Below are 21,629 nucleotides of genomic sequence, written 5' to 3'. Positions count from 1 at the left end.
GCTGTTATGGCGCATCTGTGTCCCGGACGGCCACCGCGTGTTCCGAGCCTTCGGGCCGCAGCCGCTTCGCGGGGCGGTTCCCGGTTCCCCGGGCGCATGGCGGATCGCGCCGGTCGTGCGGCGGCCGTCGGGGCGAAAAAGAGGTGATTGCGGAATATCTGCCTATCGGTAAAAAGGCCCGCCCGGTCTTTTCGGGGACCGGGCCGGGCTTTATGCTTTGAGGCGCAGGAACGAATAGCCGAAGCGTTCGGCTGCGGCGCGTTCCAGCTCCTCGCGGACCGAGGGGTGCGCCACGGCTATCAGCGCCCGGGCGCGTTCTGCGAGGTTGCGGCCCCGCAGGTGCGCCACGCCGTATTCGGTGACGACGTGCTGGACCATGTGGCGCGTCGTGACGACGCCCGCGCCGGGCGACAGCAGCGCCCTGATCTTCGATTCGCCCTTGGGTGTGGTCGAGGGGATGGCGATGAAGGTCTTGCCGCCTTCGGACAGCGCCCCGCCGTACATGAAATCGTGCTGGCCGCCCACGCCCGAGATGATGCGCATTCCGACCGAGTCGGCGCACACCTGCCCCGTGAGGTCCACCTCCACGGCCGAATTGATGGCCATGACCTTCGGGTTTTGCCGGATGCGGAACGGGTCGTTGGTCCATGCCACGTCCTTCATCACGAGGTCTTTGCGGTAGTCCATGTAGTCGTACAGCCGGCGCGAGCCGAGGGCCAGCGAGGCCACCGTCACGCCGGGCATCACCGCTTTCTGCGAGTTGTCGATCACGCCGCTTTCCAGCAGCGGCAGCACGCCGTCGGTCATCGCCTCGGTGTGCAGTCCCAGATGCCGGTGGCCGCCGAGGGCCGCCAGTACGGCGTTCGGAATGCCGCCCACGCCGATCTGCAACGTCGCCCCGTCGGGAATCAGTTCGGCGATGTAGCTGCCGATTTTCCGTTCCGTTTCGCTCGGCACGGCCGTCGGGACCTCCACCAGCGGAGAATCGACCTCCACGGCCGCCGCCAGGCGCGAGGTGTGGATCACGGCGTCGCCGTAGGAGTAGGGCATCGCCCGGTTGACCTGCGCGATGATGGTCTTGGCGCACTCCACGGCGGAAACCGCCAGATCGGCCGAGACGCCGAACGAGCAGTAGCCTTCGGCGTCGGGCGGCGAGACGTTGATGAGTGCGACGTCGAGAGGCAGCGTGCCGTCGCGGAACAGCGCGGGGATTTCGCCCAGGAAGGCCGGAATGGTCTGTCCGTAGCCGTCGGCCAGCCACCTGCGGATGTTGTTGGCGACGAACAGGCTGTTGACGAGGAACGACTCCTTGTATTCGGGGCGGCAGTAGGGGGCGTCGAAGGCTCCCACGGCGAAGGCCGAATAGACCGTCACATGCTCCAGTTCGCCGCCCCGTTCGGCCATTGCGGCCACGAGCGCTTCGGGGATCGAGGTGCTGCCCTGAATGTAGACGCTGTCGTTGGATCGGATGAGTTTTACCGCCTCCGCGGCAGTCGTGTAGTGCATGTTGTCAGCGGTTATTTTCTGCAAAAGCGGTTAAACGTTCTTCGAGCATTTCGAACTGTTCGGGGCGGTTCATCTGCGAGACGCAGACGCGGATGCCGCTCTGGCGGCTGCCGGTCGAGGTGAGCGAGATGGCGCAGATGCCGTAGAGCAGCAGCTCGCTCAACAGTTCGGCGCTGGTCATCGCGCCGTAGCCGACCGTGTAGAAGAATCCGTCGCTGACCGGCTCGTCGCGGTCCTTGTCGTAGACGATGCGGAATCCGTGGCGGAGGAACGTCTCCTTGGTCAGCCGGGCGCGCCGGGCGTACTCCGAGGCTTCGCCCACGAAGTCCAGTTCGCCGTCGGCCGCCGCGCGGAACATTGCCGCTAGGGCGTGCTGCGCCGAATGGCTCGTGCCGGATGAGGCCGCATAGAGAAAGACCAGTACGTAGGCGTCGCCCAGCCGTCCGATGTTGTAACGCCGGCGCAGGGCGGGGTACTCGCGGCGGAAAAGCGCATCGGAGATCGCCGCCACGGCGATTCGCTGCCCGGCGTAGCTGAATATCTTCGACCCGGAGACCAGCAGGATGTAATTGTCCGTGTAGCGGGCCACCGAAGCCTGGTAGGGGGCTTCGAAAGGCCGTCCCAACGGTTTGCGGAAATCCATGCAGAGGTAGGCGAGGTCCTCGATGACGATGGCGTCGTACCGCGTGGCCAGCTCGCCGATCGTGCGCAGCTCGTCCTCCGTGAGGCAGATCCACGCCGGGTTGTTGGGGTTCGAGTAGACGATGGCCGCCACGTCGCCTGCGGCGAGGACGCTCTCGATCTTCGGCCCCAGCTTTTCGCCCCTGTAATCGTAGATGTCGAACGACTCCGAGGGAATGCCGAGAATGCGTACCTGACTGCGCTGCACGGGGAATCCGGGGTCGATGAAGAGGATTTTGCGCCGCTGCGGGTCGAGCTGCGAGCAGAGCAGGAATGTGGTGAAGCTGCCCTGCATCGACCCGACGGTGGGGATGCAGCCCCGGGGGGCCACCTCCACGTCGAGGAAGGCTTTCAGGAAGCGCGACGCCTGCGTCTTGAGTTCCGGAATGCCGAACATGTTGGGATACTGCGACGCGACGCCCGCCTGCAAGGCTGCGCATTCGGCCTCGACGCCCGCCCGTTCGGGCGGCAGCCCCGGCACGCCCATTTCGAGGTGGAGGAACTCCACGCCCGTGTCGCGCTCCATCGTGCGGGCGATGTCGCCCGACTGGCGGATCGTGGCCTGCGCGATGTCGGCTATGTCCATCCGCTCCAGCGCGGAGCGCAGGCAGGACCTGTCGAACGGTATTTTCATGGCTTTGTCTGTTTTTGGGCCGCTTCGTAGCCGGCGCGGAACGCCGCGAGATTCGTTTCGACGACCTGCCCGCCCTTGCGGGCGAAGATGGCGCGGATGCCGGACTCCAGTTTCGCGGCGTCGATTCCGAGCAGCGGCGCGGCGGCTCCCAGCAGCGCCATATTGGCCGAGCGGGGCGCCATGGCGGCTTTGGCGACGGCGTCGGCGTCGAGGACTACGGCGTGCGGGAGTTTTTCCAGTTCGCGCCGCAGGGTCTCGCCCTCCGGGTAGTTCGGGATGTTGATCAGCGGCGTGATGCCGGTGATTACCCATCCGTCGTCGGCGAGCCACGGCAGGTAGCGCAGCGCCTCCATCGGCTCCATCGAGACGATGAGATCGGCCGCGCCGCGCGGAATGAGATCCGAACGGATGGCCGACGACGAGATGCGCAGGTTCGACTGCACGTCGCCGCCGCGCTGGCTCATGCCGTGGACCTCGGCCTGCTTGATGTGAAGCCCGTCTTCGAGGGCGGCCCGTCCGATGACGGCGGCGATCGAGAGGATTCCCTGGCCTCCTACGCCCGAGAGTATGATGTCGCGTTTCATAAGCCTTTACTTTTTAGCAGCGTTGTGTCGCTTTGCGGTCTGGATACATTCTCTTCGCGGGATGATCACCGAGACGCCCCGGTGGGCGATCTCCTCGCGGATCACGGCCTTCATCTCCTCGCGGTTCTTGGGCAGGGGCACGACCGTGCGGATATGTGCGGGATCGACGCCGATGCCGGCGCAGATCTGTTCCAGACGGCCCGTTCCGGCCGAATCCTGTCCGCCGGTCATGCCCGTCGTGAGGTTGTCCGAGATGATGACCGTGATGTCCGCGCGCTCGTTCACGGCGTCCAGCAGGCCCGTCATGCCCGAATGGGTGAAGGTCGAGTCGCCGATCACGGCCACCGAAGGGTGCTGTCCGGCGTCGGCGGCGCCTTTGGCCATGGTGATCGAGGCCCCCATGTCGACGCATGTGTCGATGGCGTGCAGCGGCGCCAGCCACCCCAGCGTGTAGCAGCCGATGTCGCTGAAAACCTTGCCCGCGGGGTATTCCTCGCGGATCACCTCTGTCAGGGCCGTGTACATGTCGCGGTGTCCGCATCCCTGGCAGAGCGCGGGCGGGCGGGGTACGACGATTCCGTTTGCGGCGTGCGTCCGGCGGGGCGCCATGCCGAGGGCCGCGCGCACGCTGTCGGGCGTCAGCTCCCCGGTGCGGGGCAGTTCGCCGGTCAGGCGTCCGCGGATCGCCACGGGATTGGTCAGTACGCCCCGGACGATCTCTTCCACGACGGGCTGGCCCTCTTCGAGGATCAGCAGCGTGCCGCACTCGGCGGCGATACGGCGCACCAGCGTGCGGGGCAGCGGGTACTGCGCGATTTTCAGCACCGGGTGCGGACATCCGTCGGGGTAGTTCTCCATCAGGTAGTTGTGTGCGATGCCGCAGGCGACGATGCCCAGCCGTTTGTCCGGACCCTCCGTATAGGCGTTGAACGGGCTGGCGGCGGACTCCTCTTCCAGCCGGGCGTAATCCTCCAGCAGCGTCTGGTATCGCACGCGCGAGTTTCCCGGCATCAGCACCCACTGGCGGGGCTGTTCGGGATGGCTCAACGGGTTTTCGGCGCGCGCCTCGCCCGTCTCGACGACGGCCCGCGAATGGGCCATGCGGGTCGTCAGGCGCATCAGCACCGGAATCCGGAACCGCTCCGAGAGGTCGAAGGCGGCCTTCGCCATGTCGTATGCCTCCTGCTGGTCCGCAGGCTCGAAGGTCGGCACGAGGGCGAATTTCCCGTAGAAGCGCGAATCCTGTTCGTTCTGCGACGAGTGCATCGAGGGGTCGTCGGCTGCCACGACCACCAGTCCGCCGTTGGCTCCGGTCATCGCCGAGTTGACGAAGGCGTCGGCCGCCACGTTCAGCCCCACGTGTTTCATGCAGACCAGCGCGCGCTTGCCGGCGAACGACATGCCGAGCGCCTCCTCCATGGCCGTCTTTTCGTTCGACGACCACGTGCGGTGCACGTTGCGCTGCGCAGCCAGGGGATGCTGCTGGATGTATTCCGTGATTTCGGTCGAGGGTGTGCCCGGATAGGCATAGACACCCGACAGTCCCGCGTGGAGCGCCCCCAGTGCGAGGGCTTCGTCTCCGAGTAAGAGTTCTCGTTTTGCCATGAGCTTACGGTCTGGTTCACTTTTTACAAATTTAGGAAAATTTAATTAAAATCCAATATTTGGCGATAATTTATCAGACATTCGGCTGGAATCGGGAAAAAATATAGGTTTCGACCCGGTTTCTGGTTGAAAAATGTAAAATGCGCTCCGGGACGCCGTGCGGCCCGTATCCGGCCTTTCGGCTTTTCCCGGAGGCGGGGACTTTGCGGAGCGGAATCTGCGGGACGTTCACGAAATTGCCGGAATTGTTTGGTTTGATTGGTTTTTTTGCGATCTTTGTGCTGCAAAAGAATAACCCATGAACAACTCGCCGAACATCAAACAGGTGGAAACCGTCCTGAAATACATCAAGAATGAGCTTTATTCCGGACGTTTGCAGCCGGGCGAACGCCTCCCGGCCGAGCGGCGGCTGGCCGACATGTTGGGCGTCGGCCGCGCCCATGTGCGTGCGGCGTTTCAGAAACTCGAATTTTACGGCATCGTCCAGACCTTCCCCCAGAGCGGCACGGTGGTCGCCCAGGAGAAGATGCAGGTGCTCGAACGCATGATCACCGACGCGCTTCAGATCAGACAGTACGACTTCGCGTCGCTGGTCTACGTGCGTGTGCTGCTCGAAATCGAGGCCATCAAGCTCTGCGCCCGCAACCGTACGGCGGAGGATCTGGAGAACATCGAACGGGCGCTGGAGGAGTGCGAGGCGAAATTCTATACCGAGGAGCGTGTCTCGAAGGACTTCGCCTACCACCAGGCGCTGGCCCGCGGGGCGCACAATCCGGTGATCGCGTCGATGCTGCTGGTCATCACGCCCGACGTGCTGCGTTATTACCAGCGTTACCGTGTCTGCACGGTTCCGCAGGAGGAGGTCTATTTCGAGCATCGCGAACTGCTGCGCTGCGTCCGCGAGAAGGACGAGGAGGGGGCCGTCGCGATGCAGCGCCGCCACCTCAAGTCGTTGAGCGAATTCGCTGCGGCCTTCAACGACGAGAACCATTTTCTCGAATAGCGCTCCTGCCGTCCCGAAACGACAAACGGCTGTCCCCGGAAGGACAGCCGTTGCTGTGTTTGGTTGCGTCACGTGCTACCCGCAGAGCCAGTCGCGCAGGATTTCGGGTGTTTCCACCTCCCGGCAGCTGACCGAAGCGAGCAGTTCGCGTCCTTGTTGCGTGAGTGAGTAGTACATCTGGCGCCGGTCTTCGTTGCAGAGTTCGCGGGTCACCAGTCCTTTCTGTTCCACCGAGCGGAGCACTTTCGAGGTGTTCGACGGCGTGAGTCCCAGCAGTTCTCCCAGCTCTCCCGGGCAGAGACGCCCGGTTTTCGAGAGGCTGCACAGCGTCATGCCCTCGTTCAGGCAGATGCCGTAGCGTTTTTCGAACGCGCTTTCGAACTGGTGCACGGCGCGCTGAAGGTCGCGGATCTTACAAAGTTTGTCCATGTTCCTTCGCTTTATATACCGCCTGTATGCCGCAGCGTTTCACGCATTTGCCGCATTCGATGCATTTTCCGGGGTCGATCCGCGGAAGGGAGTTCCCCTCCTGCGAGATCGCGCCCGCGGGGCAGATCGGGATCAGCGGGCAACGGTGGTTCTGCGGGCATAGCAGGGCGTCGACCGTCAGCGCCATTATTTACCCAGCATCACTTTGTCGATGGCCTCCTTGAGCGAAGCCTTGGGCAGGGCGCCCTGGGCCATCTGGGGTTTGCCTTCCATCGGGATGAACAGCAGCGTGGGGATCGAGCGGATGCCGAACGCCGCGGCAAGCTCCTGCTCCTCCTCGGTGTTGATCTTGTAGATGTAGATCCGGTCCCCGTATTCGGCGGCCAGTTCTTCGAGCACCGGTGCGAGGGCCTTGCAGGGACCGCACCACGAGGCGTAGAAGTCGATCAGGGCGGGTTTGTCACCGAGGTATTTCCACTCCTCGGGATTTTTTTCATAGTCGGCGACCTTCTTCAGAAAGTCGGCTTTGGTCAATGCGATCGTTTTCATATTCTTTGCGTTTTTGTTGTTTGTCTGTGCCTGGCTTCCGGCGGCGAAGGCCAGCAGCGCGAAAGCGGTTATGAGCAGTTTTTTCATCTTGTTTTTTATTGTTCTCTATCAATAACGATGCAAAGATGGATTTTATTTTCCGATAAAACAAATTTCCAATGGAAAATATTGTAATCTGATGATTCACTGATTTGAAAACGGCGGGTTTCGCCCGCGGGAATTTTATGTACTTTTGATGTCAACCGACGCACGCAGCGCGAGCAGAGACCGCTTGCGGGCTATGCCGTGCCAGAAGGAGGAAAACGAGCGTAGCGAAGTTAAAAGCGCCAGAACCATCCGCATGTCGCTTTTCGCGGGAGTCTTCTCCGACCCGCGTTGAGCGGGCGCAGCAAGATCAAGCCTTTACGGCGCAAAAACACGCGCCGTAAAGGCTGTGGCGGCTCGGCAAACAGCACGCTGTCTGCCCTCGCCTGCGGACGCCTTTGCCAGCCTCCCGCTCCGGGCACGCAGGCTGTCGGTTGTTCTTGTTCCGCTCCAAGCGATAATGCGCCTGTTTTATGAATGTTCGCGCAGCCCCCTAAAACCCGCCTCTTAGGCGGGCGAACGTTAGACGGAGCGAAGTAGGCGAAGGCATCTGTCGGAGAGTTTTTGGTACTTTTTGCGGTCAAAAAGTACATAAGCTTCCGCGGGCGAAGACCGCGGTTAACCGCCGACCAAAAAGCGGCAAAGAACAGCAGGCGAAGCGTGCGAAATGTTTTGATGGCGAAGGAATGCGAACTCTCGCGGATTATTCCAGATAGACCATCACGTTGCCGCTGATCTGCTGCAACGAGATTTCGCACAGTTTGGTGTTGTACTGCGCCGTGAGGATGCGCTCCTCGGCGTCCAGCAGGCTCTTCTGCGCCTCGCGCATCTCGATGCCCGGCAGGTCGCCCAGCAGGTAGCGTTCCATGGCGATTTCGTAATTCTCCTTGGCGGCGATCAGGTTCTCCTCCTCGAGCAGGATCACTTCGAGGTTGTTGCGGTAAGCCTGCCAGAAATTCGACAGGTCGGCGCGCAGCGACTGTTCCAGCCGTTGCTGCGTCAGCTGCGCGTTCTCGACGCCGATGCGGGCGTTGCGCTGTTCGCGGCGGCGGTTGCCGTCGAAGATCGTGAAGCCCACCTTCACCCCGGCGTTCAGCCCGAGCGTTCCCCGCGAAAGGTTCCCTCCCGTGCCGTAGCGGTTGTAGGTGTATCCGTAGCCCGTCGTGAGGTTCACATAGGGATAGTTCCGGGCCAGAACGGTCTTCAGGTCCAGTTCGGCCAGCGAACTGTTGTGCTCGGCCATCAGCAGCGAGGCGTTCGCCGAAAGGGTTTTGGCCAGCAGGTCGTTCCAGTCGAGCGTGGCGTTGACCCGGATCACCGAGTCGGGGATGCTGAACCTCTCGTCGAGGTTCTCGTTGGCCAGCAGTTCGTTGATGCGGATGCGCGAGGCGGTCACCAGTTCGTGCTGGGACATGTATTTCGAACTGTCGGCGTTGAAGTCGACGCGGGCTTGCAGCAGGTCGAGGCGCGAGAAGTTGCCCACCTGGACGCGCGCTTCAGTGATGCGCAGCCGCTCGCGCGAAAGCGAGACCGCATAGCGGAAATTCTCCAGGCGCAGCGTCTGCTGGATGTAGTTGTAATATTCGGCCGTGAGGCTGGCCATGAAGTCCTCGATGGTGATGCGCGTCTTCAGCGCGCCCATCTGCTGCATCTCCTTCAGGCGTTTGTAGTTGGTGCGGATGCGCAGTCCGTCGAACAGCGTCCAGTTCACCGCCAGCCCGACGTTGGCCGTCTGGTCGTAGACGCCGGTCTCGGTCGTGGCGTCCCCGTTGCGCGGGGTGACGGTGCGGTCGTTGTCCAGCGTGCCCGTGTACCCGGCCGAGAGGTCGACCGTGGGGAGCATCCCGGCGTTTCCCGCCGTGGCGTTGTTGTCGCTGACGCGCTCCTCGTTGCGCACGATGCGCACGTCGTAATTCTGTTCAAGCCCGATCTCCAGACATTTGCGCAGGGTCAGCGGAGCGGACGCCTCCCGAGCCGGCGGCGCCTCCTGCGCTCCGGCGGCGCTGCCGATTCCCAGCAGCAGGGCCGCTAAAAATGCTATTTTCATGCGTCGTTGTGTTTCGATTTCTTGATTCGGTTCGTCGATACATAGCTGTAAATGGCCGGAACGATGTAGAGCGTCAGCAGCGTCGAGACCACCATGCCGCCCACCACGGCGATACCCATGGCGATACGTCCGTTGGCGCCTTCCCCCGTGGCGACGGTCAGCGGCAGCAGGCCCAGGATGGTCGAGGCCGAGGTCATCAGGATCGGGCGCAGGCGTTGCAGCGAGGCCTCCTCGATGGCTCGCATCTTGTCCAGCCCGGCCTCCTGTTTCTGGTTGGCGAACTCGACGATCAGAATGCCGTTCTTGGCCACCAGTCCGATCAGCATGATGATGCCGATCTGGCTGAAGATGTTCATCGTCTGGTCCGCGCCCCACATGAAGACCAGCGCGCCGGCGATGGCCAGCGGCACGGTGAGCATGATCACCAGCGGGTCCTTGAAGCTCTCGAACTGCGCGGCGAGGATCAGGTAGATCAGCATGACGGCCAGGATGAAGGCGAACATCAGGCTCGACGAGCTTTCGCGGAACTCCTTCGAGTCGCCGGCCAGCGCCGTGCGGAAGTCGTCGCCGAGCGTCTCGTCGGCGATGCGGTCCATTTCGTCGAGTCCCTGCCCGATGGTCTTGCCCTTGGCCAGTCCGGCCGACACGGTGGCCGACAGGAAGCGGTTGTAGTGGTAGAGCTGCGGCGGCGCGACGTTCTCCGCGAGCGAAATGAGGTTGTCCATCTGGATCATCTCGCCCTTGTCGCTGCGCACGTAGATCGAACGCAGGTCGGCGGGCTTGTTGCGCTGCTGGCGGTTGATCTCGGCCAGGATTTCGTATTGCTTGCCGTTCATGTAGAAGTAGCCGAGACGCTGGCCGCTCAATCCGTACTGGAGCGTCTGGGCGATGTTGCGCGTCGAGACGCCCAGCAGGTTGGCCTTGTCGCGGTTGACCTCGATGCGCACCTCGGGCTTGCTGAACTTCAGGTCCACGTCGGCCATCTGGAACACGGGGCTTTCGTAAACCTTGCGCATGAATTCGGGCAGCACCTCCTGCAACCGTTCGAGGCTGGTGGCCTGGAGCACGTACTGCACGGGCATGCGCCCGCGGCGTCCGCCGAAGGTGCTCTGCTGCTGCACGAAGGCGCGGGCCTTGGTCTTCGAGCGCACGGCGGCCGAGATCTGCTCGGCGATCTCCATCTGCGAGCGTTTGCGGGTCGCGATGTCCGTCAGGGCGATGCGGACGTTGCCCGAGCCGCTCGACACGCGGGCCGTCACCGACGAGGCTTCCGGCACGAGCGAGTCGACCAGGCGGTTGATGTCCTCGGTGTAGTCGCGGATGTATTCGTAGGTGGCGCCCTCCGAGCCGCGCGTGTTGATCGAAATCTGCGAACGGTCCTCCAGCGGGGCCATCTCGGCCGGGATGGCGCTCCACAGCCAGCCGATGAGTCCCATCGTCAGCAGGACCAGCGGCAGGGCCAGCCACCGGCGGCGCAGGAACGAGGCCAGCGTGCGGCTGTAAAAGTCGTTGAGCCAGACAAAGAACGGTTCGGTCTTGCTGTAAAACCAGCTCTTCTTCTCCTGCCGCACGAGCAGCTTGGTCGCGAGCATCGGGGTGATCGTCAGCGCGGCGAAGGTCGAGATGACCACCGCGCCCGAGATCACCATGCTGAATTCGCGGAACAGGCGGCCCGTCATGCCCTCCATGAAGACGATCGGGAAGAAGACGGCGATCAGCGTGATCGAGGTCGAAATTACGGCGAAGAAGATCTCCTTGGCCCCTTCGATGCCGGCGTCGAAGGGCGTCATGCCCCGTTCGATGCGAATGTAGATGTTTTCGGTCATCACGATGGCGTCGTCGACGACCAGTCCCACCGAGAGCACCACGGCCAGCATCGACAGCACGTTGATCGAGAATCCCGCGACATACATCACGAAGAACGTGCCGATCAGCGACACGGGGATCACGATGCAGGGGATCAGCGTCACGCGCCAGTTGCGCAGGAAGAGGAAGATGATGATGATGACCAGGATGAAAGCCTCGTAGACGGTGGTCCTCACCTCGTCGATCGAGGCGCGGATGAAGCGCGTGTTGTCGAATCCGTAGGAGGTGACCACGTCGTCCGGGAGGTCCTTCTTCATGCTCTCCATGCGTGCGTACACGGCATCGGCGATCTCGATGTGGTTGGCGCCCGGCTGGGGGATCACGACGACGCCCACCATCGGAATGCCGTTCATTTTCATGTAGCTGCGCGTGTCCTGCGGACCCAGTTCGGCGCGTCCCACGTCGCTCATGCGGATGATGCGGTCGGCGTCTTCGCGCACCACCAGGTCGTTGAACTCCCGCGTGGTGTGCATCAGTCCCATCGTGCGGATCGTCAGCTCCGTGGTGTTGCCCTCGATGCTGCCCGAAGGCAGTTCGACGTTCTCGCGGTCGAGGGCCGTCTTGATGTCGGTCGGGGTGATGCCGTAGCCGGCCATCTTCGCGGGGTCGAGCCACAGGCGCATCGAGTAGCGTTTTTCGCCCCAGATCTGCACGCCGCTCACGTCGCTGATGGTCTGCAACTGCTCCTTGACCGTCAGGTCGGCGATCTCGCTCAATTCGAGCAGCGACCGCTTGTCGCTTTGGATCGTGACCATCAGAATCGGCGAGGCGTCGGCGTCGGCCTTGGTTACGGTCGGGGGGTCGCAGTCGCGCGGCAGGTAGCGCTGGGCGCGCGAAACCTTGTCGCGAACGTCGTTGGCGGCGGTTTCGAGGTCCACCGAGAGTTCGAACTCGACGGTGATGCGGCTCTGGCCCTGGCTGCTGACGCTCGACAGCGAGCGGATGCCCGGGATGCCATTGATGTTCTGTTCGAGCGGCTCGGTGATCTGGTTTTCGATCACGTCGGCGTTGGCGCCCGGGTAGGAGCACGAGACCGAGATGATCGGGTTGTCGACGCTCGGGAATTCGCGCACGCCGAGGTAACTGTATCCGATCAGACCGAATAGCAGGATGATGATCGTCAGCACCGACGCCAGGACGGGCCTCCGGATGCTCAGTTCGGAAATGTTCATGCGGCGGAGGGTTTATTCGACGGTGTCGAGTTTCACGGGAAGCCCCTCGCGCAGCTGCAACGTGCCGGAGGTGATGAGCGTGTCGCCGACGTTAAGCCCGTCGATGATCTGGATGCTCGAATCGGTCCGCAGTCCGGTTTTCACCTCCGCGGCGTGCGCCTTGCCTCCCTTGTAGAGGAATACCTTGTCGACGCCCATCTCCGGCACGAGGGCCTCGGTCGGGATGGCGATGGCGTCGGGAATTTCGTGCATGCGGATCTGCACCGTCGCAAAGCGTCCCGGCAGCAGTTTGCCCTGCGTATTGGGATACTTCGCCCGGACGGCCAGCGTGCGGGTGGCGATGTCGACCTTCGATTCGGTGGCGTAAACCGCGGCTTCGAAACGCTCCTGCCGTCCCTCGATGGTGAACGAGAGGCGCGTGCCGGGCTTGATCTGGTTGGCATAGCGTTCGGGGACGAAAAAGTCGATCTTCAGGGGCGAAATCTTCGTGAGCTTGGCCACCACGACGCTGGGCGAGGCGTAGGCGCCTTCGCTGACGTTGCGCAGGCCGATCACGCCGTCGAACGGCGCCCGCAGCTCCGTGAGCGCGATGTTCGACTTCACGATGTCGATGTCGGCGTTGAGCATCGCCAGTTCTGTGCGGGCCTGTTCGTAGGCCTCCTGGCTCACGGCGTCTTTTTTGAGTAGGGCGCTCTGGCGGTAAACGCGGTCTTCGGCCAATTTGAGCTGCGCCTCGTAACGCGAGAGCTGGGCCACGAGCGGCAGGTCGTTGACCTTGGCCAGCAGCTCGCCCTTGCGGACGACGGTGCCCTCCTGGAAGTTGATCGCCACGATTTTGCCCGAGGTTTCGAACGAGAGGTCCACCTCCTCGTCCGGCAGCAGGTTGCCCACCGTGGTGATGCCGTCGGTGAGCCGCTGCGGACGGACGATGCGTCCGTTGACGTTGAGGGTGCTCTGTCTGCGGGGCGCGATCGGCGCTTTGGCGGCGTCATCCGATGCCGGAGTTTTGTCGTTCAATAGATTGTAGAGGCCCAGGATCAGGCAGAATACCACGAGAACGATGGCTGTGATGATCCATTTCTTTTTCTTATTCATTGCGAGAGTCCGGTTTTGCGTAGGGTATTGTATGCAAAGATACGAAAAAGGCGGATGGATACAAAACCGAATGGGCGTCCGGTTCTGGTGCCCTTTCCGACGAATAAAAGTGTCGTAACGATGCCGAAAATGCCTAAAAAGCGTGTTGACCGTCGGCTTTTGACAGCGAAACGAGCCGGTTGCTGAAATATAGAATTAGAAAACTTTGTCCGATTGTCCGGTTTCGGACGGGTGAAACGGAAAAATTCGGAGGTGAAATAATGCCGGCTTTACGCGTCACTGCATTTTTCGATCGTCTCGATGGCCGTGTTCATCGGGATTTTTCGGTTTACGCATTGGTTTAAATAAATTCCCGATTTCGCCGTGAAAACCGCTCGAAACAAGATGCGAAAAAACCGCCTGCAAATTGCAAGCGGCTGTAAACAACAGAGGGAAAAGCATTTGCCTTTCCCTCCTTGTGACACCGACAGTTGTGCATAATATTGCTTCGCAATTATACAAAAAAGTTTTTGAAAAAGCAAACGCCTAATTTTCAACTTCTAACCCGTTTGCAATTGTCAAAACTTTTTATATTATTTGTTGTCCTACGTGGTAAAATGTTTTACCTATGTTTTACCCGCTGTTTATGTTTCATTAAAATTATACAATTATGAGAACAGCTATTATTCTTCGTCAGGACAAAACCAATCAAAAAGGAGTCTTGCCCGTGTGTATGCGAATTACGCACGAGCGTCGTTCAATGTATGTAACATTGATCCGTGTAAAGCCAGAGAACTGGGATGCATCCCGGGGAATAGTGAAAAAATCCGACTTGCAGCATGAACGGCTCAATAATGAATTACGCAGGAGAATCGCAGAGGTTAACAAAGTCGTTGTATTGTGTGAAGCCATGGAGCCTGAGCGTGGAATCGATGCGGTGCGTGATCGGTTGCATAAAAGAACAACAGCGGATATGTTTGTTTATGCGCAGAATTATTTATCGCGTAAAGAAAATACGAGCGTCCGGACTTATAATAAATGTCATTCCCATATTACGAAATTTAAAAAGTTTATCGGAAAAGATCAATTTTCGGTGAGCCATTTGACTTACGAACTTTTATTGCGATACGAAAACTATTTGCGGGAGGATTTGGGAAATTCAATCAATACCGTAACGACGAATATGAAGACGCTGAAAGAACTGACTGCGGAAATGTATGAGGAATTTCGTTTGGATATTCGCAATAATCCCTTTCGCAAATATAAAATGAAATCCACACCGACGGAACGCCCCTGCTTGTCGGAGCGGGAATATTTCCGTGTACGCAATTTAAAATTGATTATGCAGGGAAAATTATACGATGCGCGGCAGTTATTCGTGTTTGAATCCGAAACGGGAATACGTATCAGCGATATTTTGAAATTGCGCTGGCAGAATTATGACGGGCATTATATACAGATCATTATGGATAAAACAGACCGTCAGCTTAAAATACCTGCGAGCGATCTTGTTAAAGAGATATGCGCCATGCGTGAAAGACGATATAAAACGGCAGGTGTTCCCATCACGCCGGATGGTTTTATATTCCGGGGAATTTTGCCTTATGAATACGACAGCATGTCAAGGGAGGAAAAAGTCTGTGCGGAAAATTGCGCCGTGGCGCGAATCAATCTTGCATTGAAAAGAGTTGCCGTTTTAGCGCGTGTCAAGAAAAACCTTTCGACGCACGTAGGAAGACATACCTTTGCGTCGCGTTTGGTTCGTTCAGGGCAGAATATGGTTGTAATTCGGGATTTACTCGGCCATGCCAGTATTCGCACGACGGAAATTTATGCGAAGATCATGCAGTCGCAGATGAATGATGCAATTGATGTATTGAATAAGTTGAATAATCATGGATACAAAAGAGCAGAATAGCAGAAATTGGGGTGATCTATTGCTTACTTCGCAACAAGTTGCGGACATTTTGCATGTCAGTTTGCGCACATTGCAAAAATACCGGGATGAAGGACGCCTTAATTACGTTCGTATCAGTCCACGGATAATTCGGTATTATCCGGAAGAAGTTGTCGCATTGATTCGGAAAAGTCATTGTTCGACGTGGTTGAAAGATAATTGCGCCCGGTTGTTAAAACTTAAATAGATTCCTTTGTAATCGGGGATAATTCCGTGCCGACGAGGTTGAATCGGTTTAACCACTTTTTTGTATTTTGAAAGGACCAAATTAATTTATTCATGTATAGTACATTATAGCGTTTTATTGAAATCAGGTTAACCGTAGCAACCAGTAGAAAAAGGGGTAAAAAGGCGGTTGTGTTTCAGTGCGCATTTGAAATTAAATTTGCAGATACAGCTAATTTGAAACAGATCGCGGCAAGTAATTTAATGTGTGTATTTATCAATACGAAGTGCATATATATACAAAGATTGTATAAATCCGTGTCAACCTAATTCGCAGGTAAGGGGTATGCAGGTAGCACTGCGAGCAGATGCGAATTACAGACCCCACCCCTTAAATTGGAATAAATTTCAAAATAGGTACGGGTAGTCTGTATAGATAAGAACGGATTTCTGGAAATCCAGCCATTGTAATTTTTTCTTGCAGTCCCGCGGAAAATTTCTAACTTTGTTTTCGGAACCAATTAAAATTACAATAAACAGAGATATTTAAAATAACTGACATATTAATATAAAGCGTTAGCTTATATTCTTGTTTCTGAAAATCGCCAATTTAAAGGAACTCCCAAGGGTAAAAGTTGATGCTCACGTTGTATTCCAGCGTGGGCTTTTACTTATTTGGGAGTAAGGTGTTTGGCGATACCTCAGAAACAAATAAACTTAAAGGTCCACGTTTTTTATGCCTACACCCGAACAATTCCATGAACTTACAGCGAAGCTGAAAATCCTTGTCGAAAAAGACAAGGAACAGCGAATTCTTGCAGAGGCATCATTGGTAAACAGCCAACTCGACGCCCTCGCAAAAATCAAAGCACTCTACCCGCATGAGGTTGACAAGAATTACAACAGATATGTTGCACCCTTTTTAGATCGCTATGCTTTTCTGAAACGGCCATCATGCTTAGCTATCATTAAAAAGCATGCTTACGAGCCTGCACATACATTATATCTCGCTCATCTGTTCGAATCCAACAAGGCTATTTTATCGGCATTAATAAAATCTGCGGAATGTTTATCCGGCAAAGACGAATTGTTACAACACATTCAAGCCAGTGAAACCTATCAGGTGAAAGCCGAGGAGCAGATCAAAGACTGCGGAAAAATTACGGGCCGGATTCCCGATCTGACAATTACGGATGAACGGAACCGGTGGGTGTTAATTATCGAGAATAAAATCGAAAGTCGCTTTTCGGACGGGCGTATCGGGAAAAATCAAATCGACGATTATCGGATTTATGCAGAACGGACATTCCCTGCATACGACAGGTATTATTTGACCGTCAGCTATTCGGACTGCAACCGAAAAGATGCATTGGATAACCAGTGGGGCTATTGCGATTACTGTTCCGTATTTAACGCGATTATCCAATGCGAACCGTTGGACCGTATTGCAGAAGATTATTTATCGGCTCTGATGCAGTTGTTATGCAACGGGCCGCACAAGCGGATACAAAAGCCGGATACGGAACAAATATCCCGACAATTAGTTAGCATATATCAGTTTTACACTAACGTAATCACCCAATTAAAAAATATCGCCTTATGAACAAATTAACACAATTAACCAATGAATGTCTGGCAAATATGCCGATGCTTGCCGACGCTATTTGCCACACGACGAATGTCATAGGAGAAATCCTCGAATCGTATTATGACAAAGTTCAAAATCGGGTTCAACAATTTCTGAACGACAAGCCGGAATTGAAATATGAAATTGACGAACGGAATTCCGAGCGACTAACAATCTCCTTATTCCCATATATAAGGGCAAAAGGCAGGAAACAAATGCCTCAGTTGCATAACGAGGTTGGAATCTATTCCTCATTGATATTTTACAATCAATTCCGGCGAAAGATTGTTAATGAATTTTCGGTGATAATTGGCTATGCAATGTCCGGCAACCAAGAAAATATCATTTACTTCAATCTAACCGTTGGAGAAATGAATCCCGATATATCCGTGTTCAACAAAATCACAACGAATATCGAAAAGGAACTGATAGAAAAATGGGATATTCAAATCGAGGACAAATCTATCGAACTGCATATCGTCCCTGATCAAAATTTAACCGAGGAAACGATGGAGAACTGTTTCAATGATTTCATGACACACATCTTAAATCCACTATTAACCGATCTAAATTAGAAACCCTATGAAAAGATTTATTCTTATCCTCGTTGCGCTTTTGGTAGCAGCTACCGGATTCGCACAACCCAAGAAAGTCAATCTCGACATTAAGGCACTGAAAGAACTTGTCGGTACGGCTGACCGCGTAAAGATGAATGAAGTTCTCAAGTACCAATCTACTCTCGACAGCGGAGAGGATGTTTTCCAAGGCTTCAACGAGTACGAACAACTGTTGTTAGCGTATCGTTGTCGTTTTAACAAAAATGAGATACTGTGGAATATTGAGTTTGGAACTCCTTATCCGTTCGGTTATCACTTGGACCTTACGGTGGAACACGGTGTTAAACCGTATGTTAAAGAAAATCCCTACGAAGGTCTGCCAACATTCTTTAAGTACAAATGGGATGGCCGTGAAATTATCATCGACTGCATGAAACAAACTGTAATAGTCAGTAAGCCCGATGCCCGCTAAAAAATTAGAGGGCTAACAATTCGGCCTAACATTTTCAAATATTATAAAGGCGATCTTTCGGGATCGCTTTTATTGTTACTTTTCCAATGTTCTGTAATTACACTTATCGAACATTAAAGGTCAAATTTATCGTAGAGATTTTGTATATTTGGGTATACCGAATTAACGACCGTAGCTTTTATTGAATCCAAAATCAGATGATAGACCGAATTATAATGCAAGTTGCTGGTATCAGTGACGGGCTTATCGAAGATAAGTTAGATGAATTTTTGCCTATTTTTGACGAAGCTAAAAATTTACGACGTGGGCAATGGAGATCATTAAAGTTAACCTATTATCATACATATTCATTATTAAGAATAACGGGGTCTCTGCATAAATTTGCCAAAAAGCATAACTACAAGCCTTTTACATTCCGCGAAGCCGCAGAGACTTTACGTGGTATTGCAACATTTCTTGGAGTACCACTCTCAGCCTTTCGGATAAATAGCATTGAAATTGGAGTGAATATCTCTATGGGTGAAACTCCGATGAAATATATTGAAACGATTTCAGAATACAAAGGCAATAAATTTATACCCATGCCGCCGCGAAGTGGAACAAATAAAATATACGGTCGGAAATGCAAAATGGCGGAATATGATATTAAATTTTACGATAAAATCGCAGACTATATTCTGGAAAAGAAAATAAAAGCCGCCGATAGAGAAAAGTTGCCTAAAAATCTACTTCGCTATGAAATAAAATTATCGAGAAAACAGCTAATGACTTTTGGTTTTCCCGATCCGACAGCAGAAAATTTACTTAAACGTCGGTATGCTATATTTTGCGTTTATTTGCTCCGATCTATCATGAAAGATATTGTTTTCACCAATGATATAGTAGACTATTCAAAGATTCCGTATTGCTCATCGAAAGTGTTGCAAAATAGGATAAAAAGATATATATTTGCAGTATCCGACGGCTATGATCGTTACCTCGCTTATCTCAAAGATTATGTCGGGGATGATGAATATACAAAAGCAAAAAGGAGCAAAGCAAGTTTAATAAAAAGTATGCAGCCGTTTTTATACGGTAAATACGAAACAGAGTTAAAAGAACGCTTTGGCGAAGAAATTGCGACAGTCCATGATTATAAAAGAGCCATAAGATCAAAAAAAGTGTAAGATTTCCACACTCCAATAAGTAGAAATGGATTATAACTATTTAGTTTAAAAGTACAACTTTATAAATTGTCGGTAGAATATTATCTTTAAAAGTAGGCAATCTACAAATGCATCTGATAAAAAAAGGAAAAAATGGATATTACATTGATGTTGGAAGAAATTGGTTTTTCTGATGAGTATTCAAGATTATCTTTTTTGAAAAAGAATACTTTTGATTTTGAATATACTCAGAATCAAAAAGGGTTCGTCACAATGCAATCTACTAATACGGAAGAATTATGCCCAATTGGCACGAAATCGGAGAAGAATTAAAAAGAGCGGGTAGTTCTTTTGATGTTATAAGACGAGGATATATTCACAGTTTATCATCGTATACAGGACGTAATACTATTATATATTACTCTGGCTGGTTGCAAAAAGGGAATATTGATGGTATTGCTGTTAATGATGCTGACAAAAATGGTTTAATGACTGTAATTCATCAATTAGACCGTAATAAGGGGCTTGATTTAATTTTACATACGCCAGGAGGGGATACAGCTGCAACTGAATCTATTGTTGATTACCTACATAATATGTTTGGTAATAATATACGAGCGATTGTACCTCAATTAGCAATGTCGGCAGGGACAATGATTGCCTGTTCTTGTAAGGAAATTATTATGGGTTTGCAATCAAGTTTAGGACCTATTGATCCTCAGTTCAATGGAATTCCGGCCCATGGTTTAGTCGAAGAATTTAGAAGGGCCCATAGTGAGATAAAAGAAGCTGTTGCTGAGGCTGCCGCCCATCCTCAGAGTGCTGAGGCTGCAGGGAATGCCCAAGCAAAAATAGCCATTTGGCAACCAATAATTGCTAAATATAATCCAACGTTAATTGGAGAATGTGAAAAAGCTATTGACTGGTCTGAAAAGATGGTCGAGAATTGGCTAAATCGAAATATGTTCTCAGATGTAGAAAAACATGAAAGGACTGAAAAAGTAAGAATAATCCTAAAAGAATTAGGAGACCATTCTGTAAACAAAGCCCATGCCCGTCATTTATCGCTACGAAAATGTCAAGATATTGGACTAAAAATAATTAAATTGGAGGATGACAACCATCTTCAAGATTTGGTCTTATCCATACATCATAGTTGTATCCATACATTAGCAGGAACGAATGCTTTTAAAATCATAGAGAATCAAAATGGAATTGCATTTATTCAAAATGCACAAAATATAGTGCTCCCAAGATAATAATATGTTCAATATATGGGACTTTTGTGTTATATATTATAAAGCCACACCATCTCCCACGCTGTGGCTTGAATAAAATCGACATCCTTGCTGTAACCTGCGAGGATGTCTGCTTTTGTACGGTGTAGGAAATCGTCGATATTCGCGCGTTTCGTGCGCATGGTGCTACAACTTCCGAAGTAAACGATCCGATGCGCTAAAAACCCCTCCAAAACGTCCGCAATCTCACGTAACGTCACGAGGTCCCGCCCGATTTGTATTTTATTTGGTCTGCCGTGAAAGGCAATGTATAGAATCGGATAGTTCCGGTAGCGTTCGAACGTGTATTGCCGCAAATATTCGAAGAACTCTTCCCGCGTGTTGCACTTGCGGTAAATGTATTTTATCCCTGCAGCATCCCGCAATATGTCGAGCATCGGACGCACGCTTTGTTTGCACCGCGGATTAGTTCTCCAATTTCCCTCCAAACAATAGATATTCCGGGGTGGTTGCTTCTTCATATCCGTATCTCTTTAAAGACTTCATAAAACCGAGGTAAATCCTGCTCGCGGATAATCTCGTCGTTGTAAACTTCGAGCATCTGAATACTCCGGTGACGACTGTATTTCGACACCATCAATAATTCCCCTTTATAGGATTTGATTAACTTGGTAATAAAAAAATGACGAAAGCCATGCGTGCTTCCGTCGATCTCCAACTCTGCGAATACCCGCTTTATGATCTCCCGGACCGATTTGGTCGTAAGCCTTTCGCCCCGGCAATGGTTGCTGTCACTGCGGAACAGTGCGCCGCTCCGGAATCGGTAACAATTCAGATATTCCCGCAGCATCCGGACCGTCGAGGGGTGCAAATGAATTGGCTCCTTATCGTCCCGGCCTTTGCCGCGGATCAATGCGGTCTTGTTCCGCAGGTCAATATCCCCGACATCCAACCGGACGACCTCGATCTGCCGAAGCCCTTGAAACAAAAAGAGAGCGACAAGCGCTCTCAATCTCAAATTCTGTGGTGTAGGTGGTAAGTCGGAACAATACCGTTGTAACTTTCCGATGTCGGCATCCTGCAAGCCCTCTTTGCGGTGCAATCGGCTTTGCGTAAATCCGCGAACATGATCCGTAATTTTCTGCGGAATCAAATTCAACCGATGCAACCCGTCCAAAAAGATTTTCGCCGCAATCAGGTATTTGTTTTTGGTCGATACGCTGAATGTGTCGAT

Annotated in this window: 20 protein-coding genes; 8 read left to right on the top strand and 12 right to left on the bottom strand. The window is 53.9% G+C overall.

Annotated features, from left to right (window positions below; all coding sequences use genetic code 11):
- Positions 1-210 precede the first annotated feature (210 nt).
- Genes BHV64_RS11745 through BHV64_RS11730 form a run of 4 tightly spaced genes read right to left on the bottom strand, consistent with a single transcriptional unit; the run spans position 211 to position 5,010 of the window.
- The gene (locus BHV64_RS11745) at positions 211-1,506 is read right to left on the bottom strand and encodes an acetyl-CoA hydrolase/transferase family protein (protein WP_015547509.1); all 1,296 of its coding nucleotides are present in this window, start codon (positions 1,504-1,506) and stop codon (positions 211-213) included.
- 4 nt (positions 1,507-1,510) lie between these two features.
- Positions 1,511-2,821: an aminotransferase class I/II-fold pyridoxal phosphate-dependent enzyme gene (locus tag BHV64_RS11740; RefSeq protein WP_015547510.1), complete on the bottom strand. Its 1,311-nt coding sequence runs from the start codon at positions 2,819-2,821 to the stop codon at positions 1,511-1,513.
- Positions 2,818-3,405: an indolepyruvate oxidoreductase subunit beta gene (locus BHV64_RS11735; protein WP_015547511.1), complete on the bottom strand. Its 588-nt coding sequence runs from the start codon at positions 3,403-3,405 to the stop codon at positions 2,818-2,820. The genes BHV64_RS11740 and BHV64_RS11735 overlap by 4 nt, the downstream gene beginning before the upstream one ends.
- 6 nt (positions 3,406-3,411) lie before the next feature.
- Positions 3,412-5,010 (bottom strand): thiamine pyrophosphate-dependent enzyme, encoded by a 1,599-nt coding sequence (locus BHV64_RS11730; protein WP_217727353.1) that lies wholly within the window; start codon positions 5,008-5,010, stop codon positions 3,412-3,414.
- 298 nt (positions 5,011-5,308) lie between these two features.
- Here BHV64_RS11730 and BHV64_RS11725 point away from each other — a divergent pair, with 298 nt between their 5' ends.
- Entirely contained in the window at positions 5,309-6,013 is a 705-nt protein-coding gene (locus BHV64_RS11725; protein ID WP_015547512.1) for a FadR/GntR family transcriptional regulator, read from the top strand.
- A gap of 75 nt (positions 6,014-6,088) precedes the next feature.
- On the opposite strand, the gene BHV64_RS11720 is transcribed toward BHV64_RS11725, so the two are convergent.
- The 6 genes from BHV64_RS11720 to BHV64_RS11695 all read right to left on the bottom strand — a co-directional run bounded on the left by BHV64_RS11720 (position 6,089) and on the right by BHV64_RS11695 (position 13,255).
- Complete coding sequence (locus BHV64_RS11720) at positions 6,089-6,442, bottom strand: MarR family winged helix-turn-helix transcriptional regulator (RefSeq protein ID WP_015547513.1); 354 nt, start codon at positions 6,440-6,442, stop codon at positions 6,089-6,091.
- Entirely contained in the window at positions 6,426-6,629 is a 204-nt protein-coding gene (locus BHV64_RS11715; RefSeq protein WP_217727352.1) for a 4Fe-4S binding protein, read from the bottom strand. The genes BHV64_RS11720 and BHV64_RS11715 overlap by 17 nt, the downstream gene beginning before the upstream one ends.
- Positions 6,629-7,078: a thioredoxin gene (gene trxA / locus BHV64_RS11710; protein ID WP_015547515.1), complete on the bottom strand. Its 450-nt coding sequence runs from the start codon at positions 7,076-7,078 to the stop codon at positions 6,629-6,631. Before trxA ends, BHV64_RS11715 begins: the two co-directional genes overlap by 1 nt.
- Before the next feature lie 700 nt (positions 7,079-7,778).
- The gene (locus tag BHV64_RS11705; protein ID WP_022062635.1) at positions 7,779-9,122 is read right to left on the bottom strand and encodes a TolC family protein; all 1,344 of its coding nucleotides are present in this window, start codon (positions 9,120-9,122) and stop codon (positions 7,779-7,781) included.
- Positions 9,119-12,160: an efflux RND transporter permease subunit gene (locus BHV64_RS11700; protein ID WP_217727351.1), complete on the bottom strand. Its 3,042-nt coding sequence runs from the start codon at positions 12,158-12,160 to the stop codon at positions 9,119-9,121. The genes BHV64_RS11705 and BHV64_RS11700 overlap by 4 nt, the downstream gene beginning before the upstream one ends.
- A gap of 12 nt (positions 12,161-12,172) precedes the next feature.
- Entirely contained in the window at positions 12,173-13,255 is a 1,083-nt protein-coding gene (locus BHV64_RS11695; protein WP_217727350.1) for an efflux RND transporter periplasmic adaptor subunit, read from the bottom strand.
- A 649-nt stretch (positions 13,256-13,904) separates the two neighbouring features.
- On the opposite strand from BHV64_RS11695, the gene BHV64_RS11690 reads away from it, so the two are divergent.
- The 7 genes from BHV64_RS11690 to BHV64_RS11660 all read left to right on the top strand — a co-directional run bounded on the left by BHV64_RS11690 (position 13,905) and on the right by BHV64_RS11660 (position 20,416).
- Entirely contained in the window at positions 13,905-15,152 is a 1,248-nt protein-coding gene (locus BHV64_RS11690) for a site-specific integrase (RefSeq protein WP_168948848.1), read from the top strand.
- Complete coding sequence (locus BHV64_RS11685) at positions 15,130-15,378, top strand: helix-turn-helix domain-containing protein (protein ID WP_168948847.1); 249 nt, start codon at positions 15,130-15,132, stop codon at positions 15,376-15,378. The genes BHV64_RS11690 and BHV64_RS11685 overlap by 23 nt, the downstream gene beginning before the upstream one ends.
- A 714-nt stretch (positions 15,379-16,092) precedes the next feature.
- Positions 16,093-16,959, top strand: coding sequence for a PD-(D/E)XK nuclease family protein (locus tag BHV64_RS11680; RefSeq protein ID WP_288116056.1), 867 nt, complete (start codon positions 16,093-16,095; stop codon positions 16,957-16,959).
- The gene (locus BHV64_RS11675; RefSeq protein ID WP_288116055.1) at positions 16,956-17,558 is read left to right on the top strand and encodes a hypothetical protein; all 603 of its coding nucleotides are present in this window, start codon (positions 16,956-16,958) and stop codon (positions 17,556-17,558) included. Before BHV64_RS11680 ends, BHV64_RS11675 begins: the two co-directional genes overlap by 4 nt.
- Positions 17,559-17,565: 7 nt before the next feature.
- On the top strand, positions 17,566-18,012 hold the full coding sequence (locus BHV64_RS11670) for a hypothetical protein (protein ID WP_288116053.1): 447 nt from the start codon (positions 17,566-17,568) through the stop codon (positions 18,010-18,012).
- Positions 18,013-18,209: 197 nt separating this feature from the next.
- Positions 18,210-19,178, top strand: coding sequence for a hypothetical protein (locus BHV64_RS11665; RefSeq protein WP_288116051.1), 969 nt, complete (start codon positions 18,210-18,212; stop codon positions 19,176-19,178).
- A gap of 278 nt (positions 19,179-19,456) precedes the next feature.
- A complete protein-coding gene (locus BHV64_RS11660; protein WP_288116049.1) occupies positions 19,457-20,416 on the top strand; it encodes an SDH family Clp fold serine proteinase in 960 nt (319 codons plus the stop codon).
- 29 nt (positions 20,417-20,445) lie between these two features.
- Here BHV64_RS11660 and BHV64_RS11655 read toward each other — a convergent pair whose 3' ends face one another.
- Together BHV64_RS11655 and BHV64_RS11650 are read right to left on the bottom strand one after the other, a co-directional pair.
- On the bottom strand, positions 20,446-20,916 hold the full coding sequence (locus BHV64_RS11655) for a DUF6642 family protein (RefSeq protein WP_353744054.1): 471 nt from the start codon (positions 20,914-20,916) through the stop codon (positions 20,446-20,448).
- Positions 20,913-21,629, bottom strand: a 717-nt coding sequence (locus BHV64_RS11650) for a tyrosine-type recombinase/integrase (RefSeq protein WP_288116046.1), incomplete at its 5' end; no start/stop codon positions are given. The genes BHV64_RS11650 and BHV64_RS11655, both read right to left, overlap by 4 nt.

The organism is Alistipes sp. 56_sp_Nov_56_25, assembly GCF_001915285.1.
In the GTDB taxonomy this organism is placed as follows: Bacteria; Bacteroidota; Bacteroidia; order Bacteroidales; family Rikenellaceae; genus Alistipes; species Alistipes shahii.
Note: the sequence above shows the minus strand (reverse complement) of the source record. Positions and strands in the feature narration are given on the sequence as shown.

What these genes read in the sequence shown, in the direction of transcription:
- BHV64_RS11700 (WP_217727351.1), bottom strand. Translation starts at nt 12,160, where the DNA reads ATGAACATTTCCGAACTGAGCATCCGGAGGCCCGTCCTGGCGTCGGTG.
- BHV64_RS11655 (WP_353744054.1), bottom strand. Translation starts at nt 20,916, where the DNA reads ATGAAGAAGCAACCACCCCGGAATATCTATTGTTTGGAGGGAAATTGG.
- BHV64_RS11725 (WP_015547512.1), top strand. Translation starts at nt 5,309, where the DNA reads ATGAACAACTCGCCGAACATCAAACAGGTGGAAACCGTCCTGAAATAC.
- BHV64_RS11740 (WP_015547510.1), bottom strand. Translation starts at nt 2,821, where the DNA reads ATGAAAATACCGTTCGACAGGTCCTGCCTGCGCTCCGCGCTGGAGCGG.
- BHV64_RS11720 (WP_015547513.1), bottom strand. Translation starts at nt 6,442, where the DNA reads ATGGACAAACTTTGTAAGATCCGCGACCTTCAGCGCGCCGTGCACCAG.
- BHV64_RS11680 (WP_288116056.1), top strand. Translation starts at nt 16,093, where the DNA reads ATGCCTACACCCGAACAATTCCATGAACTTACAGCGAAGCTGAAAATC.
- BHV64_RS11685 (WP_168948847.1), top strand. Translation starts at nt 15,130, where the DNA reads ATGGATACAAAAGAGCAGAATAGCAGAAATTGGGGTGATCTATTGCTT.
- BHV64_RS11670 (WP_288116053.1), top strand. Translation starts at nt 17,566, where the DNA reads ATGAAAAGATTTATTCTTATCCTCGTTGCGCTTTTGGTAGCAGCTACC.
- BHV64_RS11735 (WP_015547511.1), bottom strand. Translation starts at nt 3,405, where the DNA reads ATGAAACGCGACATCATACTCTCGGGCGTAGGAGGCCAGGGAATCCTC.
- BHV64_RS11730 (WP_217727353.1), bottom strand. Translation starts at nt 5,010, where the DNA reads ATGGCAAAACGAGAACTCTTACTCGGAGACGAAGCCCTCGCACTGGGG.
- BHV64_RS11695 (WP_217727350.1), bottom strand. Translation starts at nt 13,255, where the DNA reads ATGAATAAGAAAAAGAAATGGATCATCACAGCCATCGTTCTCGTGGTA.
- BHV64_RS11745 (WP_015547509.1), bottom strand. Translation starts at nt 1,506, where the DNA reads ATGCACTACACGACTGCCGCGGAGGCGGTAAAACTCATCCGATCCAAC.
- trxA (WP_015547515.1), bottom strand. Translation starts at nt 7,078, where the DNA reads ATGAAAAAACTGCTCATAACCGCTTTCGCGCTGCTGGCCTTCGCCGCC.
- BHV64_RS11665 (WP_288116051.1), top strand. Translation starts at nt 18,210, where the DNA reads ATGATAGACCGAATTATAATGCAAGTTGCTGGTATCAGTGACGGGCTT.
- BHV64_RS11690 (WP_168948848.1), top strand. Translation starts at nt 13,905, where the DNA reads ATGAGAACAGCTATTATTCTTCGTCAGGACAAAACCAATCAAAAAGGA.
- BHV64_RS11660 (WP_288116049.1), top strand. Translation starts at nt 19,457, where the DNA reads ATGCCCAATTGGCACGAAATCGGAGAAGAATTAAAAAGAGCGGGTAGT.
- BHV64_RS11675 (WP_288116055.1), top strand. Translation starts at nt 16,956, where the DNA reads ATGAACAAATTAACACAATTAACCAATGAATGTCTGGCAAATATGCCG.
- BHV64_RS11715 (WP_217727352.1), bottom strand. Translation starts at nt 6,629, where the DNA reads ATGGCGCTGACGGTCGACGCCCTGCTATGCCCGCAGAACCACCGTTGC.
- BHV64_RS11705 (WP_022062635.1), bottom strand. Translation starts at nt 9,122, where the DNA reads ATGAAAATAGCATTTTTAGCGGCCCTGCTGCTGGGAATCGGCAGCGCC.